The organism is Aquisalimonas sp. APHAB1-3 (genome assembly GCF_048323695.1).
GTDB lineage: Bacteria > Pseudomonadota > Gammaproteobacteria > Nitrococcales > Aquisalimonadaceae > Aquisalimonas.
This window is the reverse complement of record NZ_JBLWFT010000011.1, coordinates 46,575-62,661: the sequence shown is the minus strand read 5'-3', so window position 1 is coordinate 62,661 and position 16,087 is coordinate 46,575. Positions and strand designations below refer to the sequence as shown.

General features: G+C 67.1%; 11 protein-coding genes. All 11 read left to right on the top strand.

Annotated elements, in window-relative coordinates; genetic code table 11:
• Positions 1 to 5: 5 nt before the first annotated feature.
• The 11 genes from tssM to ACNSTU_RS14270 all read left to right on the top strand — a co-directional run bounded on the left by tssM (position 6) and on the right by ACNSTU_RS14270 (position 16,057).
• Positions 6 to 3,554 (top strand): type VI secretion system membrane subunit TssM, encoded by a 3,549-nt coding sequence (gene tssM / locus ACNSTU_RS14320; RefSeq protein WP_418212520.1) that lies wholly within the window; start codon positions 6 to 8, stop codon positions 3,552 to 3,554.
• Positions 3,555 to 3,608: 54 nt separating this feature from the next.
• Positions 3,609 to 4,583 (top strand): type VI secretion system-associated protein TagF, encoded by a 975-nt coding sequence (tagF, locus tag ACNSTU_RS14315; protein ID WP_290635676.1) that lies wholly within the window; start codon positions 3,609 to 3,611, stop codon positions 4,581 to 4,583.
• Positions 4,580 to 6,055: a type VI secretion system domain-containing protein gene (locus ACNSTU_RS14310; RefSeq protein ID WP_418212519.1), complete on the top strand. Its 1,476-nt coding sequence runs from the start codon at positions 4,580 to 4,582 to the stop codon at positions 6,053 to 6,055. The genes tagF and ACNSTU_RS14310 overlap by 4 nt, the downstream gene beginning before the upstream one ends.
• 58 nt (positions 6,056 to 6,113) lie before the next feature.
• Positions 6,114 to 6,623 (top strand): type VI secretion system contractile sheath small subunit, encoded by a 510-nt coding sequence (tssB, locus tag ACNSTU_RS14305; protein WP_290635680.1) that lies wholly within the window; start codon positions 6,114 to 6,116, stop codon positions 6,621 to 6,623.
• Between the two features lie 14 nt (positions 6,624 to 6,637).
• A complete protein-coding gene (gene tssC / locus ACNSTU_RS14300; RefSeq protein ID WP_290635682.1) occupies positions 6,638 to 8,158 on the top strand; it encodes a type VI secretion system contractile sheath large subunit in 1,521 nt (506 codons plus the stop codon).
• A gap of 110 nt (positions 8,159 to 8,268) precedes the next feature.
• Positions 8,269 to 8,754 (top strand): Hcp family type VI secretion system effector, encoded by a 486-nt coding sequence (locus ACNSTU_RS14295; RefSeq protein WP_290635685.1) that lies wholly within the window; start codon positions 8,269 to 8,271, stop codon positions 8,752 to 8,754.
• 55 nt (positions 8,755 to 8,809) lie between these two features.
• Positions 8,810 to 9,256, top strand: coding sequence for a type VI secretion system baseplate subunit TssE (gene tssE / locus ACNSTU_RS14290; RefSeq protein WP_290635687.1), 447 nt, complete (start codon positions 8,810 to 8,812; stop codon positions 9,254 to 9,256).
• Positions 9,234 to 10,937 carry a type VI secretion system baseplate subunit TssF gene (locus tag ACNSTU_RS14285; RefSeq protein ID WP_290635689.1) on the top strand — a complete coding sequence of 568 codons (1,704 nt, stop codon included), beginning with the start codon at positions 9,234 to 9,236 and terminating at the stop codon, positions 10,935 to 10,937. Before tssE ends, ACNSTU_RS14285 begins: the two co-directional genes overlap by 23 nt.
• Complete coding sequence (locus ACNSTU_RS14280) at positions 10,922 to 11,899, top strand: type VI secretion system baseplate subunit TssG (RefSeq protein WP_290635691.1); 978 nt, start codon at positions 10,922 to 10,924, stop codon at positions 11,897 to 11,899. Before ACNSTU_RS14285 ends, ACNSTU_RS14280 begins: the two co-directional genes overlap by 16 nt.
• A 13-nt stretch (positions 11,900 to 11,912) precedes the next feature.
• Positions 11,913 to 14,501, top strand: a complete 2,589-nt coding sequence (gene tssH, locus ACNSTU_RS14275; protein WP_290636889.1) for a type VI secretion system ATPase TssH — start codon at positions 11,913 to 11,915, stop codon at positions 14,499 to 14,501.
• Positions 14,502 to 14,593: 92 nt separating this feature from the next.
• Positions 14,594 to 16,057 carry a DHA2 family efflux MFS transporter permease subunit gene (locus ACNSTU_RS14270; RefSeq protein WP_418212518.1) on the top strand — a complete coding sequence of 488 codons (1,464 nt, stop codon included), beginning with the start codon at positions 14,594 to 14,596 and terminating at the stop codon, positions 16,055 to 16,057.
• Positions 16,058 to 16,087: the final 30 nt, after the last annotated feature.

Sequence of the window (16,087 nt, the reverse complement as noted above, 5' to 3'; positions counted from 1 at the left end):
ACGTCATGGCATGGATCGCACGCAATCTGAAGAAGTTTCTCCTCTCGGCGGCCGGCAGCGTGTTGATCGCGCTCGTGCTCGCGGGTCTGCTCCTGTGGTTCGTCCTCCCCCATGCGGGATTCCCCGGCCTGGTGGAGCGGGGTGTGATCGTGGCTGTCGTCCTGGTGACCGGGGCGGTCATCGCCGGCATCGTTGCTCTGGTCAAACACCGCCGTGGGCGACGCATGGTCGACGCCATGGGCGAGCAGGCACCGTCCCAGCAGGAAGCGGACATCGAACTGTTGTCCCGGCAGGTGGACGAGCGTGTTCAGGCACTGAAAGCCAGCCGCCTCGGCACCTCCGGTTGGGCCAAAGGGCTGTATACGCTGCCATGGTATCTGGTCATCGGCCCACCGGCGGCGGGCAAGAGCACGCTGATCCGGGAGTCCGGCCTGCATTTCCCCTACGACGACCAGGAGGCCCTGCGCCAGCGCGGGTTCGGCGGGACGCGCAACTGTGACTGGTGGTTGTCCGATCAGGCGATCTTTCTGGATACCGCCGGCCGTTACACTTCGGAGCCGGATGATCGCCCGGAGTGGTTTGCCTTTCTCGATCTGCTGCGCCAGCACCGCCCCAGGAGGCCGATCAACGGGGTGTTGCTGACGCTGCCGCTGCCCGATCTGCTGACTGCCGACGGCGACGGGATCCGGCGGCATGCGACCATCATGCGGGATCGGCTGGATGAGTTGACCCGGTCGCTGCGGGTGCGTTTCCCCGTGTATCTGGTCCTGACGCAGGCGGACCGCATCGAGGGCTTTGAGCCCTTCTTCGAGGATCTGTCCGAGGAGGAGCGCGCTCAGGCCTGGGGCGTGTCTCTCTCGCACGCACCGGGCGAGAGCGCGGATCGCCAGTCTGCGGTCGGCGCCGTGCTTGGCGCTCTGCACAGGCGGTTATGTGCGCTGCGCCTTCGCAAGGTGTCGATGCAACGGAATCTGGCGCGCCGGATCGACACCTTCGGGTTCCCGGCTCAGTTCCGGTCCGCCTGCGCCCCGCTCGGCGAACTGCTGGACCTCCTGGTGCGCGAGGATCCGTACCGCGAGGTCCCGCACTTCGAGGGCGTATACCTCACCAGCGGCACCCAGGGTGGAGCCCCGTTGCGCCGAATCCACGGGCGCCTGCAATCCGCCTTCATGGAGGATGCCGACGAGACCGTTGAACGGGCCGACAACGATACCCGCGCGTATTTCATCAAGGGGCTGCTCACCGATGCCGTGCTGCCGCTTGCCAATCTGGTTCGCCCTGACCGGCGCCGTCTTCTGACCCAGCGCAGCCTCAAGGGGGCCACGCTCTGTGCCTGCGGTGCGGTGGTCGCAGGCGCTCTCGGTCTGTTCGCCGTGGCCGCGGAGCGCGATGCAGCCATGACGGAGGTCGGCCGCGAACGGGTCGAGGAGGCGCGTGAGGTAATGCTGGATGAACAGGCCAGCGAACGCCAAGTCATGGCGGCGCTGGCGGGGCTGCACAGCCACTGGGCGGAGCTGCGGTCGCTGCGGGATGAACCGCGCTGGCGGGACCGCTTGCGCGCCGGGACACTGGAGCGGCAGCTCGCCACCCTGGAGCCGTTCATGCGGCGGATGGTGGTCGACGTCATCCTCGACGACGCGACTGCGGAGCTGGTTGCCGGCATCGGCCGACTCAACGACCGCTGGGGCACGCTCGATGACAGCGGCCGGGAAGCGGTCAGGGAACGCTACCGTGACACGCTCGCCGCCCATCTCATGATGTCCTCGGAGCCCAAGCGGCTCGACCCCGACCTGGCCGGCCCACGCCTGGCCGTCTACTGGGCGGCAAGCCGGGGTTTCGAACTGCGCCGGTCACAGCTGCGGGCGCTGGAGGACAGCCTCGTGCTCACGCTCGAAGGTGGTTTGCTTGATGCAGTGACGGGCGAAGGCTGGATGGCGGCAGACGAGGCCCTTGTCGATGATGCACGGCGTGACCTGGCCGTGCGCACCCGGGCGGGGGACCTCTACCACCGCATTCTCGGGGAGGCGGGGAACCGGCACGACCCGGTGGGCCTGCATGACCTGGTCGACGGCCGCAGCAGGGCGTTCTGGGACGCCGACGAGCGGGTCTCAGGGGCGTTCGCGGGCGGGGTCTGGGATGACTTCTTCGAAGCGCGCATTGACGAACTCCTGAGTGACCAGGCCGAGCGCGACTGGGTGACCGCCCGCGATGATGCCGGCGAGATGAGCCGTGCCCGCCGAGACGACATCCGTGAGTCCATCGAGGCGCTTTACATCGAGGATTTCGTCAGCGCGTGGCTGGATTTCATCGAGAGTGTCGCGCCAAGTGGCTTCGGATCGTTGCGGGATGTCGCCTCCCGGCTGGACCGTCTGTCACGTGACGATGGTCCGTTGGCTGCGCTGTACCAGGGCATTTACCAGCATGTCGCCAACCATGGGCCCTCCGGGCTCGCGGAAGTGTCTGCCGATGCGGCAGGCATGGAAGCAACGGGCCGGTTCCGCCACGACATGCGCGGCATGGAGATGCTGCGTCTGCTGCGCGAGAACGAGGATCACGGCATGCCCGAGGCGCTGGGTCGCTATGCCCCGGGCGTGGAATCGTTGCAGGAAGAGGTCGAGGTGCTCTCGGTCGCCTCGGATCCCGGGGAGGATAGCGCCGAGTACGCGGCGAATGTGATTGCCGGTAACGGGGTCGGCCTCGGGGTATACGATGCCTACCGTGAAACCGGGCGGATTCTGGCCGACGTGTCCCACGATGTGCGGGTGGCGATGCAACCGGCCCTGATCATGCCCCTGGAGCGCACATGGCGTCGCGTTCTGGCGCAGTCCCGGAGTCACCTGGAGGACCGGTGGCAGCAGCAGGTGGTCGCGCGTTACCGCAGTGATCTGCAGAACCGGTTCCCGCTGAGTCGCGAGGGCTCGGACGTCGCCACCGGCGACTTCGAATCATTCTTCCGGCCCGGTGACGGCGTGCTCTGGGCGTTCGTCGAAGATGATCTGGATGCGTTCGTGCGTCGGAGCGGGGGAGGCTGGCAGGGCCGGACGTGGCTTGGGCAGGGGCTCGGGTTCTCCTCCCGGTTCCTGTATAGCCTGACCCAGGCGGAGGACATCACAGAGACGCTGTTCGGCGATGAGCCGCACTTGAATCTGTCGTACACGGTATTGCCAGGGTCGAACCCCGACCTCACCGACATGCGGCTGCACGCCAATGGCCACCAGCTGCGGTATCGCAACGAGCCGGAGTCCTGGCACGCGTTCGAGTGGCCGGGGAACGGCGACCATCGTGGCGCCCGGCTTGCCGTGGTATCCGGTGTCACCGGTGAGTCGGCCGAGCTGCGTTTCCGCGGTAACTGGGCGCTGTTCCGGCTGCTTGTCGAGGCAGACAGTCTGGAGCGGGAAAGCGGTTCCGAGTTCGTGGGGCAGTGGAATCTGCATGACGACAACGCAGCCGAGCACCGCCCGTTCGAACTGGAGATACGCACTCAGCGGCGAAGCCCGGTCCTGCACTGGGGCGATCTGTCGCGCTTCGATCTTCCGGGGAACATGACACGGTAAGGCCCTGGAGTGGGCCATTTGATGGGCAAGGGAGTGTAATAGGGAATGACTCCATTGAGCCACGGATCGGCGAATGGCCCGCAGAGTGTGACCACGGGCTACTTCGGGAAACTGCCCTCGCACGGTGACTTCGTTCGCTGGAACGTGGTTGGCGCTGCCGTGACCGCCGTCGAGCGCTGGTTCGAGCAGGGCTTTCGTTCCGCCGCCGCGGGTGACGGTGGCGCCGTGCTCGGGCGTTGCCAGCCGGTGTGCTTCCTGATGTCGCCACGGGACACCGGCGAGAGCGTGCTCGGCCTGTTGCGTGCAGGAGTGGATCGCACCGGGCGCGAGTACCCCTTTGTCGTGTTTCGGGTGGTTCCCGGTCAGGGGTCCGGTTATCTGCCATCCGAGATCCTTGGGGCGCAACTGGACTTCTTCCCTGCCCTGTCCGGGCTCGCCGAGGCGGCCACCGCCACCCTGGATGCCGACGGGGTCCGTCGGGAGCTGGAGGCGCTGACTCCAGGTCAGCGGCCCGTGCGCGGAAACTGGCGGCGTGCGCTCGCGGATCGTCCCCTCGCTGACGTCAGTGCTTCCCTGAGCGGCGCCGGGGCCGCCAATGGTGGTCAGGCTCTGATGGAGGACCTGCGCCGGCGGCTCGACCTCCTGCGCGATACTGCCATGGTTCGCCGGCGGGGCGGGCTGGCCTTGCCCGCGACGTCCGCAGGTGCCGAGACCGGCGCACTGTTCTGGGTCCGGGCCATTGAGGCCGTCTCCGGCGAGGACCGGTGTCCGCCACTGAGTCTGGTCTGGCCAATGGTGCCGCACGGCTCCGCGGATGACGTTGCCATCGCGGCGTTCGTCGGTCTGCCGCCGACGACCTGTATGACCCACCTTCTCGATCCGGAGCAGCGCGCGGAGGCCTTGTCGTTGACGCCCCTCGCCTCATTGCTGCCCGACGGGGTTCCGGCACAGCGCGTCGCCTCGCTGCGTGCGCCGGACACCCTGTCCGGGCTGCTCGCCGTGCTGCAGAGCACAAGGAGTGCGTCGTGACAGACGCCCGCGAAGACGTGGAAAGGCTGTCGGCCCGGGTGCTTGCCCCGCTGCCGGATCATGACTCCGGTGATGCCGGTGATGATCCAAAGCACGGCATCCGGTTCGCCGCGCTGAAAGAGGAAGTGCAGAAGCTTAGCGGCAATGACTACGAGCGGGTCAGTGAACTCGCCGCGGAGCGGCTGGCGCACGAAGGGAAAGACCTGCGGGTGCTCGGTTACCTTTGCCTGGCTGAGCTCCACCAGCGGGGGCTTGCCGGTTTGCGGGAGGGGCTGGGTGCGGTGCACGCGGCCGTGAACCAGTACTGGGAGACCATTCACCCACAGCGGCTCCAGGGGCGTGTGTCGGCACTGGAGTGGCTGGCCCACGATCGCATGGTGGCGTTCCTCGACCTCGCTGGCGACCGGGAGGACAGGAACAGCCTCAAGGGGGTGCAGCACGCCCTGGAAGCCCTCGGCGAGGCTCTCGCGGAACGCCTGGATGTGCCGCCGTCGTTCCGCCCGCTACGCGACTGGACGGAGGCGCGGCTGGCGACCAGCCGTGCGGCCGAGAACCGTCAGCGGGCTGCGCAGAAAGAGAAGCACGACGAGGCGGCAAAGCCCGCGTCCGAGCGGGATCTCAACCGCCAGCTGAAAAGCGCCCTGGACTATCTGCGCAAGGAAGGGGAGTGGCGTCGCATGGTCGGCCTCGCGCGGGCGTGGAAGTGGTCGGGGCTCGATGCGCTGGCCGCGGAGGCGGGTGTCACCCAGATCCAGCCGCCGCGGCCACAGGCGCTGGACGCCGTTCGCGCCAAGCTGGACCAGGGCGCCTGGGACGACGCGTTCATCGCCTGCGAGAACGCGTTCCTTGAGCCGGGTGGTCATCTCGCCATGTGCATTCAGGCGTGGGCCGATCAGGCGGCCATGGAGATGGGGCGACCCGACATCGCCCGCGCCATCCGCGCCGCCACTGCCGATCTGCTGACCCGCGTGCCGGATCTGCCCCAGCTGCGCTTCGCCGACGAACAGCCCATGGTGCCACCGGATATCGCCAAGTGGCTTGCAGGAGTCCGGGGAGTTGACGCCAGCGAGGCCAACGAACCGGATCTTGTCCAGCGCCTCGGGGACGCCCGCACGGCGGTACGTGCCGAAGGGCTTGGCGCAGCCATGCGGTTGCTGGACGTGGTGGCGTGCCGCAACGATCGCGAGCGTGCCCTCCTGACCCTGGGTCGCGCCAAGGTCTGCATTGACGCCGGGCGCAGCGACCTCGCCCTGCCACTGCTGGACGAGCTGGACACGGACATGGAGCGGCGGGGCATCACCCGGTGGGATCCCGAGTTCGCACTGGAGGTGTGGCGAACCATGCAACTGGCCCTCAGGCACCCGCCAAAGGGCGGCGCTGCCTTGGGGCGCGACGAGATCAGGCAGCGCATGGCCGCGCTCAAGGCCAGAGTTGCGCTGACCGATGTGGAGGCGGCGGCCGGGTTCCAGTAGCCGGCATGCCTGTTTGCGGGGTTAACCGAGGACAGTACACCCGAAAGGAGCAGTAACGATGGGAAGCTATCAAAACGAAGTGCCGAAATCCCGCGTCAACATCACCCTTGATGTTGACACCGGCGGGGCGAAGAAGACGCTGGAGCTGCCGCTGAAGATGCTGGTGCTGGGCGACTACAGCAACGGCAAGGGCGAAGGACGCATCCTCGAGCGAGAGAGGATCTCCATCGACAAGAACAACCTGGACTCGGTGCTGGGCACGCTCTCGCCCCGGGTCGAGGCCACGGTGGAGAACACCCTCAAGAAGGACAGCTCCGACATCAAGGTGGATCTCACCTTCGACAGTTACAGGGCATTCACCCCCGAGGAAGTGGCGCGCCAGATTCCACAGGTGAACAACATGCTGGCCATGCGCAATCTGCTCAAGGACCTCAAGTCCAACGTGCTGGACAACGCCCGTTTCCGCCGGGAGCTTGAGCGCATTGTCCAGAATCAGCCGGAACTCGAGCAGGTGATGGGCGAGCTCAAGGACGCTGCCCCCCTCAATACCGACACCGCCAGCGAGTGAGCAGGAGAAACACCATGTCGACGCAGGAGCAAACGGCCGCCGCGGCGGCGAAGACCACCACAGAGCCCATGGGCAGCTACAGCCGTCTGTGCGAGCTTGCGGAGATCCAGCCTATCAATGGTGATCTGGATATCGGTACGTTCCAGGATTCCACCGTGATGGCGGACATCCCCTTCGAGGACCGGCTGACAGCGGCGCTGCAGGTCTTTCTGGAACTCACCAGCGAGAGCGGCGAGTCCGTAGAGCGCATCGACAAGACGTTGCTCGACGAGTATATCGCGCGCATTGATGCGGCTGTCAGCGAACAGCTCGATGCCGTTTTCCACCATCCGGAGTTCCAGAAGGTGGAGTCCGACTGGCGGAGCCTGCGCTTCCTGGTGGAGCGCAGCGACCCCAAGGCGAACATCAAGCTCGAGCTGCTGGATGTCAGCAAGGAGGATCTGGCCGAGGAGCTGGAGGACGTCACCGATATCACCCAGTCCGGGCTCTACCAGCATGTCTACGTCCAGGAGTACGACACGCCCGGTGGCGAACCCATGTCCGCCATGGTCTCCAATTACGAGTTCGACTGCTCGGCGTCCGATATCACGCTGCTGACCGAAATCTCGCGTATCGCAGCGGCGGCCCACTGCCCCTTCATCGGTGCCGTGGGCCGGCAGTTCTTCGGCAAGGAGTCCGTGGACGATGTCTTCAAGATTCCCGATATCTCCAGCTACCTGGACAAGGCGGAGTACACCCGCTGGCGGGGGTTCCGCGATACCGAGGATTCCCGCTACGTGGGCCTGACCATGCCCCGGTTCCTGCTGCGGTTGCCCTATGGGGAGAGCAATCCGCTGCGCTCCTTCGACTACGAGGAGGATGTCACCGGCGAGAACCACGACAAGTACCTGTGGGGCAATGCCAGCTTCGCCTTCGCCTCGAACATGGCGCGCTCGTTCAAGGAGTACGGCTGGACCGTGAACATCCGGGGCCCGGAAGCGGGTGGTAGGCTGGAGCAGATGCCCATCCACGTCTACGACGTCGGCCGCGGCTCTCAGGTGAAAACGCCCACCGAGGTGCTCATCTCCGAGAACAAGGAGCTGGAGTTCGCCAACGAGGGCTTCATTCCGCTGAGCTATTACAAGAACAGCGACTACGCGTGCTTCTTCTCGGCCAACTCCAGCCAGCGGCCGCAGCAGTACTCCACCGCCGTGGCGACTGCCAACGCCCGCATCAACTCGCGCCTGCCCTACATCTTTCTGGTCTCGCGGCTGGCGCACTACCTCAAGGTTCTGCAGCGCGAGAACATCGGTTCCGCCAAGAGCCGCCAGGATCTGGAGAACGAGCTCAACGAGTGGGTGCAGGGGCTGGTGACCAAGATGCAGAACCCGGATCCCGACCTGGTGGCCTCCCGGCCACTGCGTGAGGGCGTGGTCCAGGTGGAAGAGATTCCGGAGAACCCCGGGTATTACCGCGTCAGCATGTCGGTGATGCCGCATTTCCAGATCGAGGGGATCGATCTCAAGCTGTCGCTGGTGTCGCAACTGCCAACATAAAGGCACGCCCGTGTGTGCCAACGGATTCGCGGTCCGGTCCGGGCTGCGGATAGCAGGGCGTAAGCCCGATTCAACGTTTCGGTGAACTCAAGGAAAAGGAGAGAAGGACCATGGCGATTCCGGCCTACATGTGGCTTAAGGATGATCAGGGCAATGAGATCGAGGGATCGGTGAGCATTGCCGACCGGGAAGGCAGCATTGAAGTGCTCGGCTTCGAGCACGAGCTGCGGATTCCCACGGACAGCGACAACGGCGCGTTGACCGGAACCCGCAAGCACGAGCCGTTCGTCTTCACGAAGTCGTTCGACAGTGCATCGCCTTACCTCTACAAGGCGTGCAGCAAGGGGCAGACGCTGGAGGAGCTGACCCTCAGCTGGTATCAGATCGACGAGACCGGCAACGAGAAGGAGTACTTCCGGCACACCCTCAACGACGTGAAGATCACGTCGGTCAAGCCGGTCATGCACAACGTCAAGGAAACGGACAAGGAACGCTTCCCGCACATGGAAGAGGTTGCGATCCGTTACGGTCGCATCACCTGGGCGTACGTGGACGGCAACATCGAGTTCTCCGATTCCTGGACCGAGGGGCGGTAGGAACCCGGCAGGGGCGGGTGGTTTCCCGCCCCTGCTTCCGCGCAGGGAGAGTGCGATGAAGGCCGGAGTTCTGGATGTCCTGCTGGGGCGGTTCGATGATGGCACGCCGGTGGACGCGCGGGTGGTGACCGCGCCGCAGTCGCAGATCGCCAGCGTCCGGGGGCACATCCGGCGGTTGATCAGTGCACGCCAGGGCAGCCTCGTGCATATGCCCGATTACGGCGCGCCGGCGTTGCCCGCCTTGTATACCGATATCCCCTATGTCTCCACCGCCCTGGGCGAGGATGTGCGGCGTCTTGTCCGGGCGTACGAGCCGCGGATACGCGATGTTGCGGTGACCGTCGAGCCCGGATGCCCGGAGCGCGGGTTTGTGGTGAGTCTGCGTGTCAGTGCATCCCTCGCCTCCGGAGAGCCGGTGAGGCTCTCTCTCGGGCTGAGGGAGAGCGGCGTACCGGCGGTGCTTGATCAGGAGCTGTCCGATGGACATGAAGCGCGCGTTTGATCTGGAGATGCAGCGACTGGCCGAATCGGGGCAGGCGTTCGCCCATGCCAACCCCGAACAGGCGCGCATGCTCAACCTGGACGAGGTCCATGACCGGGATCCCTACGTGGAACGCCTTCTGGAAGGGGTTGCTTACCTGACAGCTGGTGTCAGGCACGAGATCGACGCCTCGCTGAGTGATTTTCACGACCAGTTGCTCGCCTGCACGGCGCCCGAACTGGTCGAGCCGTTCCCCAGCACCACCGTGCTGCAGTTCCGTGCGCGCGACGGCGAGCCGGGGGCCGTGACACTGCTGGCCGGAGCGCGGGTCCTCTCGCAGCCCGCCGGTGACACGCGCGTGCGGGTTCCTTTCGTGACATTGTTCGACACGGTTGTTCGGCCGTTGCGCGCCGCCAGCACAACGTGGGTGGACGCGGGCGAAGGGCGCAGTGAGTTGCGCCTGACCCTGCGTGCCGACGGGGCCGAGGCACTGCCTCCACTGGACGCGCTGGATCTGTTCATTGATGCCGAGCCGGCGCTGGCCCACGCGCTCCGGCATGGGCTCACCGCGCAGGTGAGCGCGGTCGAGGCCCGGGTCGGGCATGATACCGGCTGGCACCGTTTGGGCGGCGGTGGCGCCATTGCCCCGTGGTACCCCGCTCCGCGTGCCGAGCGGGTGGAAGGTACGATTCCCGGGAGCCCGGCGCTGGAGCGGCTGCAGCACTTCTTCATGGCACGGGAGACGCTGCATTGCATCCGGCTTTACGGGCTGGAAACGCTGCATCGTGACCATGACTGCGCTCGGATGGAGGTTCGGGTGCTCCTGAACGCCACGCCGCCGACCCCGGTCGAGGGTCGGGACGGGCTGATCCGCTGCAACTGCGTGCCGGCGGTGAACCTGGTGCGCGGCGGGTCCGACCCGCTGCGTCTTGGTCACCGGGCGACGGAGTGCCTGGTGAAGGCGAGCGCCGACGGGGTCGGTGCGAGGGTGGTGCACCAGGTGCTTGCCGCTGTAGGGCGATCCATGGACAGGCGTGTGGTTGCCCCCTTTGTCCCTCTCTGGGAGTGGGATTTTGCGCCGGAGAAACAGCGCCTGTTTCGCGTCAAGCGTCGGGATAACGGCACCGGAACACCGGTCTTGAGCGTCGTTCTCGAAGACGACGGCGCCGCGGGGCTGGAGACCGTCTCCACCGACATACTCTACTCCCACGGTGCCATTCCCCGCCTTCACCTGAGCAAGGGCGACGTGGACCAGCCCGCCGCCGAGCTACCGGATGGTATCGGCGTCACCAGCCTGCGCCGCCCCACGCCGTACCGATCCCCTCCGGCGCGTGATGCGGCGTTTCAGGCGCTGACCGCGCTTGCCAGGACCGATCTCGAGCGGCTGGCCACGGGGCCCGCCATCCGCGCGCTGCTGGCCAGCCTCGATCGCACGGAGGGCACCGACGCGAGGGCGCGTATCGAGGCGGTCCGGGAGGTCACCTGCTCGGCAACCGGACGCCTGCGACGTGGGGTGCTAGAGCAGGGGCTGGAGATTCGGGTCGCGGTGGACGGGCGGAGGCTGCTCAACGCGGGCGAGGCGGCACTGCTGGGTGAATTGCTGCATAGCCTGTTTCAGGAGTGGGCGCCCGTGGACCGTTATGTGACAACGCGCGTCGCCGTTGAACCGGGCGGCGAGGAGACCCTGTGGACGACGCAGTAGGGCAGACGGCGATGCCCCTGGTGCGCGACCTGCTGCAGTCGGGGCACGCCTTCAGCCTCCGACAGGCGGTGCTGTTGCTGGAGCGCGCCGGGCTGCGTCCCGTGGGTGAGGGGGGTGCCGGCGGCTACGTCATCCGGCCGTCGTCCGATCTCACGTTTCCCGCCGGCGAGATTCGCCGCTGCAGCCTCGACGAACACGGTCGCGTCGTGATCGAGACGGATCTCTTCGCGCTCCACGGCTGCAACTCGCCCTTGCCCCACTACTGGATCGACGCCGCCGCGTCGGAGGCGCACGATGCAGGCGGTGACCGGGTACGGGGTTTTCTGGACTGGCTCAATGGCCGCGTCCACGCCGCGCTGGCCGCGGGCTGGCGTGCCACGGACGGGCATCCGGCCCATGCGGGCTGGGCCCGCGCGTTTGCGACGCTGGCGGCGCGTGCCGGGAGCGGTATCACGGCCGCCGGAGGACTGGATCTGTTCCAGGGGCGGCAGCCCACCTGCGCCGGGGTGCGCGGGCTGGTTCAGCGCATCACCGGTCACGCCCGCGTCGAAGTCCGGGATCGCCAACCGGTGCGGTTCCGGTTGCCGCAGGCCCAGGCAGGTCTGGGCCGCGCCGGCGGGCCGGTGCTGGGTGAGGATCTCTGCCTCGGGCGAACGCTGGCCGTCGGCAGCGGCCGAATGCTGGTGCGTGTCGGGCCCACCGACGAGGTCGCGGCCGTCGGGCTTGGTCCGGGCAGCGAGCGGGGCCGGACATTGCGGCGCTGGCTGGGTGACTACCTGGGCCATGGCCATCGGGTGGATATCGAAGTGATGGTGCGCCGGGGGCCCCGCCGGCCATGGTTGTTGGGCAGGGATGCCAGGGCACTGGGTGTGTCCGCCTGGCTCGGTGATTACGTGCCCCGGGACACGCCCGTTCGCATGACCCAAGCCGGAGCCGCTGGCCCGAGTGAACACGACTGTTGATCAAGGAGAATCCATGAGCGCCAACGGAATCAGGCAGATTGTTGAACGGCTGGACGGCGAGTGCGCCCGGGCCCTGGAGGCCGGTGCCGCCTTCGCCGGGGCACGCACCGATTACGAGATCCATGTCGAACATGTGGTGGTGAAACTGCTGAAGAAAAAGGAGCGCGCGACACTGTTTGCGGCTGCCCTGGAGGGGTGCGGCGGTGATCCCGATGCGGTCTGGGACGCACTCATGACGGCGCTGGAGCGCCTGCGCAGCGGCCATGGCGGCAAGCCGGCATTCTCGCACCCGTTGCTGCAGTGGCTGGAACGCGCGCTGCTCGCATCCGAACTCCACTACGGGGGCAACGGGATTGACGGCCACGCACTGCTGGACGCACTGGTCGAGCAGTGTCAGCGGATGCCGGGCGGCGCGCTCCCGGCGCTGCTCGCCGCGGTGGATGTCGAGCGTCTCCGGCGCGACGCGCCAACCCGTCGGCAGCAGGCGCAGGAGCCGGTCAACCCTCGGGCGGACACGGCAGGGAACGCCGGAGACAGCGCACTTGACCGGTACACCTTCGATGCCACGGCCGCGGCGGAAGCCGGCGGAATCGACCCGGTCATCGGCCGCAACGTCGAGGTTCGCGCTGTTGCCGACATCCTGCTTCGGCGGCGCAAGAACAATCTGATCCTGGTCGGCGAGCCGGGCGTGGGCAAGACCGCCGTCGTTGAGGGGCTGGCGCTGCGTATCGCCCGTGGCGACGTGCCCGAGGCGTTGCACGGCGTGCGGATCCGGGTGCTGGATCTGGGGCAGCTGAAGGCGGGCGCCAGTGTCCAGGGCGAGTTCGAGAAGCGACTCAAGCAGCTGCTCGCGGATGTGACCGCGGCTCGAGCGCCGACCATCCTCTTCGTCGACGAAGCGCACACCCTGATCGGCGCCGGGGGCGAGGCCGGTACCGGAGACGCTGCCAATCTGATCAAACCGGCGCTGGCACGGGGTGAGGTGCGCATGATTGCCGCCACCACCTGGTCCGAGTACAAGCGGTACTTCGAACGGGATGCGGCGCTGGCGCGGCGCTTCCAGATGGTCAAGGTAGACGAGCCGGACGCCTACACGGCGCTGGACATGCTGGCGGCGGTGAAGGCGCCGTACCAGGCCCATCACGGCGTGCGCATTACCGATGACGCCCTCACGGCGGCGGTGAACCTCTCGGTGCGGTATATCCCCGGACGGCAACTGCCGGACAAGGCCGTGGACCTTCTGGACACCGCCGCATCGCGCGTGTGCCTCAGCCAGAGTGCGCCGCCGGCGTCCATGGACATCCATCGCGAGCGCACGGCCACACTGCGTCAGCGCCTCGACGGGCTGGACGAGCAGGCGGCGGCCGGGCTGGAGACCGACCCACGCCTGCTGGCAGCGCTGCGCGAAGCACTGACGGCGGAGGAGGAGGAACTCGGCCGCGTGCGTGCGGAATGGGAAGTGCAAGACCAGCAGGTCCGGATGCTGCAGGCGGTCGATGCCGATGCGGCGCAGGCCCGTTCGGCCCGTGACGCGTTATCCCGCAGCCAGAAGGGTCGGGCACTGGTCCACGGAGAAGTGGATGCCGCCGCGGTGGCTGCCGTCGTTGCTGACTGGACCGGTGTGCCGCTGGGCCGCATGCTCCGGGACGAGCTCGATGCCGTACTGGCACTGGAGAGTGCCCTGGCTGACCGCGTCGTGGGACAGGACGGTGCGCTCGCGACCATCGGCCAGACCCTGCGCAGCGCCAAAGCGGGGCTGCTGCGCCGCGACCAGCCCATGGGCGTGTTTCTCCTCACCGGCCCGAGCGGCGTGGGCAAGACGGAGACGGCGCGGGCGCTCGCCGATCAGCTGTTCGGTGGCGAGCGGGCGCTGATCACCATCAATCTCAGTGAGTATCAGGAAGCGCATACCGTCTCGCAGCTGAAAGGGTCACCTCCCGGCTATGTCGGCTTCGGCGAGGGTGGTGTGCTCACCGAGGCGGTGCGGCAGCGCCCCTACAGCGTCGTGCTCCTGGACGAGGCGGAGAAGGCGCATCCCGACGTTCTCAATCTCTTCTATCAGGTCTTTGACCGGGGTGTGATGCGCGACGGGGAAGGGCGGGAGGTGGATTTCACCAACACCGTCATCCTGCTCACGTCCAATCTCGGCAGCGAGTCTCTTCTCGACGCCGTGCAGACTGAAACCGGCGCCACCGACGGCGAGCTTGCCGATCTGGCGTGGCAGGAGGTGCGGCGTGCGCTGCCGCCGGCGTTCCTCTCCCGGGTCCAGGTGGTCCCGTATCGGCCCCTGGATCACGCGGGCCTGCGCAGCATCGTGGCGCTGAAGCTGGATGCCCTGGCTGGCCGGCTGCAGGACGAGCACGGTATGGCCATGCGTTGTGCGCCGGATGTGGTGGACAGGATTGCCGCGCAGTGCGAGGGACGGGAGACCGGTGCCCGGCAGGTGGAAGCGGTGATCGACCAGCGCCTGCTGCCGTCCGTGGCCAGGCAGTTGCTCGCACTCATGGCCGAAGGCGATGTGCCGGCTGCCATGGAACTCGGTGTGGACGAGGAAGGCGGTCTGAGCTGTGTGTTTCTCGACGCGGCCGAGGCCGTTGCCTGATGGCGGTTGCCGTGCCCGCGCAGCCGGGCTGACTTTGCGGTCAGTCACTGCTTGCCGTATGTTTGACCGCGTTTTCGCGGTGGAGACCCGGTGTGCGGCATGAAGTGACCAGCCTGTTCGAACGCTACGGACCAGCGTACAAATGGCTGGCACTCGCGGCCGTCATGCTCGGAACGCTTTCCACGGCCGTTGCCACCACCGTGGTCAACGTGGCGATCCCGGACGTCATGGGCGTGTTCCAGGTGGGACAGAGCGAGGCGCACTGGCTGTCAACCGGGTTCCTGGCGGCCATGACCACCGCCATTTTGCTCAATGCCTGGGCGTTGCAGCGGTTCGGCATGCGTCGGGTCTACGTCGCCGGCATGGCGGTGTTCGTGCTTGCGTCGCTGCTGGGTGCCCTGGCGAACACGCTGGAACTGGTCATACTTGCCCGCGTGCTCCAGGGGCTGGTGGCCGGGCTGCTGCAGCCCCTCGCCATTACGCTGATCTACCAGGTGTTCCCGGAGCGCCAGCGCGGCCTCGGCGTCGGCCTGTTCGGTCTCGGCGTCATTCTTGGCCCTGCCGTTGGTCCCGCCATCGGTGGCGTCCTGGTGGACCTCACCGGCTGGCGCGCGGTCATGCTGTTGCCGGCGCCCACGGCGGTGGCAGGGGGCGTGCTGGCACTGTTCTTCGTGCCCCGGGGGCGCGTATCCGGTCGCCGGCCGCAGCTGGACTGGCTAAGTGTCATGGTGTTGGCGATTGCCGTGACGGCACTGCTGTGGGCCATGGTTAGCGGGCAACGGCTCGGCTGGACGCACGCACCGGTGCTGGCCGCCCTGGCGCTCGTGCCTGTGCTGGCGATCGGTTTCGTCGCGCGGCAGCTGCTGGCACGGGACCCGTTGCTGGACCCGCGTCTGTACCGGGTGCCGGCCTTTGCCGCCGGTTCGACCATTGCGCTGCTGTTCGGGGCGGGCCTTTTCGGTTCCACCTACCTCATCCCGCTGTTCGTGCAGGAGATCCAGGGAATGACGCCCACCGCAGCCGGAGTGGTGCTGATGCCGGCTGGCCTTGTGATGGCGGCGGCATTCCCTCTGGGCGGCATGCTGGCGGACCGCATGCGTGCGGTGGTTCCCATCGTGGCAGGGCTCATCATCATGGCCGCCTCCTGCGTCGCCATGGGGGTTGCCGGCCCCGGGACCGGACTGCTTGCGGTCATGGGTTGGGTGGCATTGGGCCGTCTTGGCCTCGGCCTGGGGATGCCCTCGATCCACACCGGCTCACTGTCGCGCCTGCCGCTCACCAGCACCGCGCAGGGAGCCGGGGCCCTGAACTTTGCGCAACAGCTCGGCGGCGCCCTTGGTGTGACGTCGTTGTCGGTGTTGCTGGACTGGCGTGCGGTGCGTGAGGTCGAGGCCGTTGCAGGGCGTGAGGCTGTCGCCGGCGGGCTTGCCGCTTTGCCGCCGGATCTCTATCGGCAGGCTTACGTCGCCGGTTTCCAGTGGAGCTTCCTGTTGCTCGGCGCCGTCTTTCTACTGGCGTTGATCGCCGCCTCGCGATTCGGCCGACACCAGGGCTGATAAACTGACAGGAAACGCAGCACTTCAGGA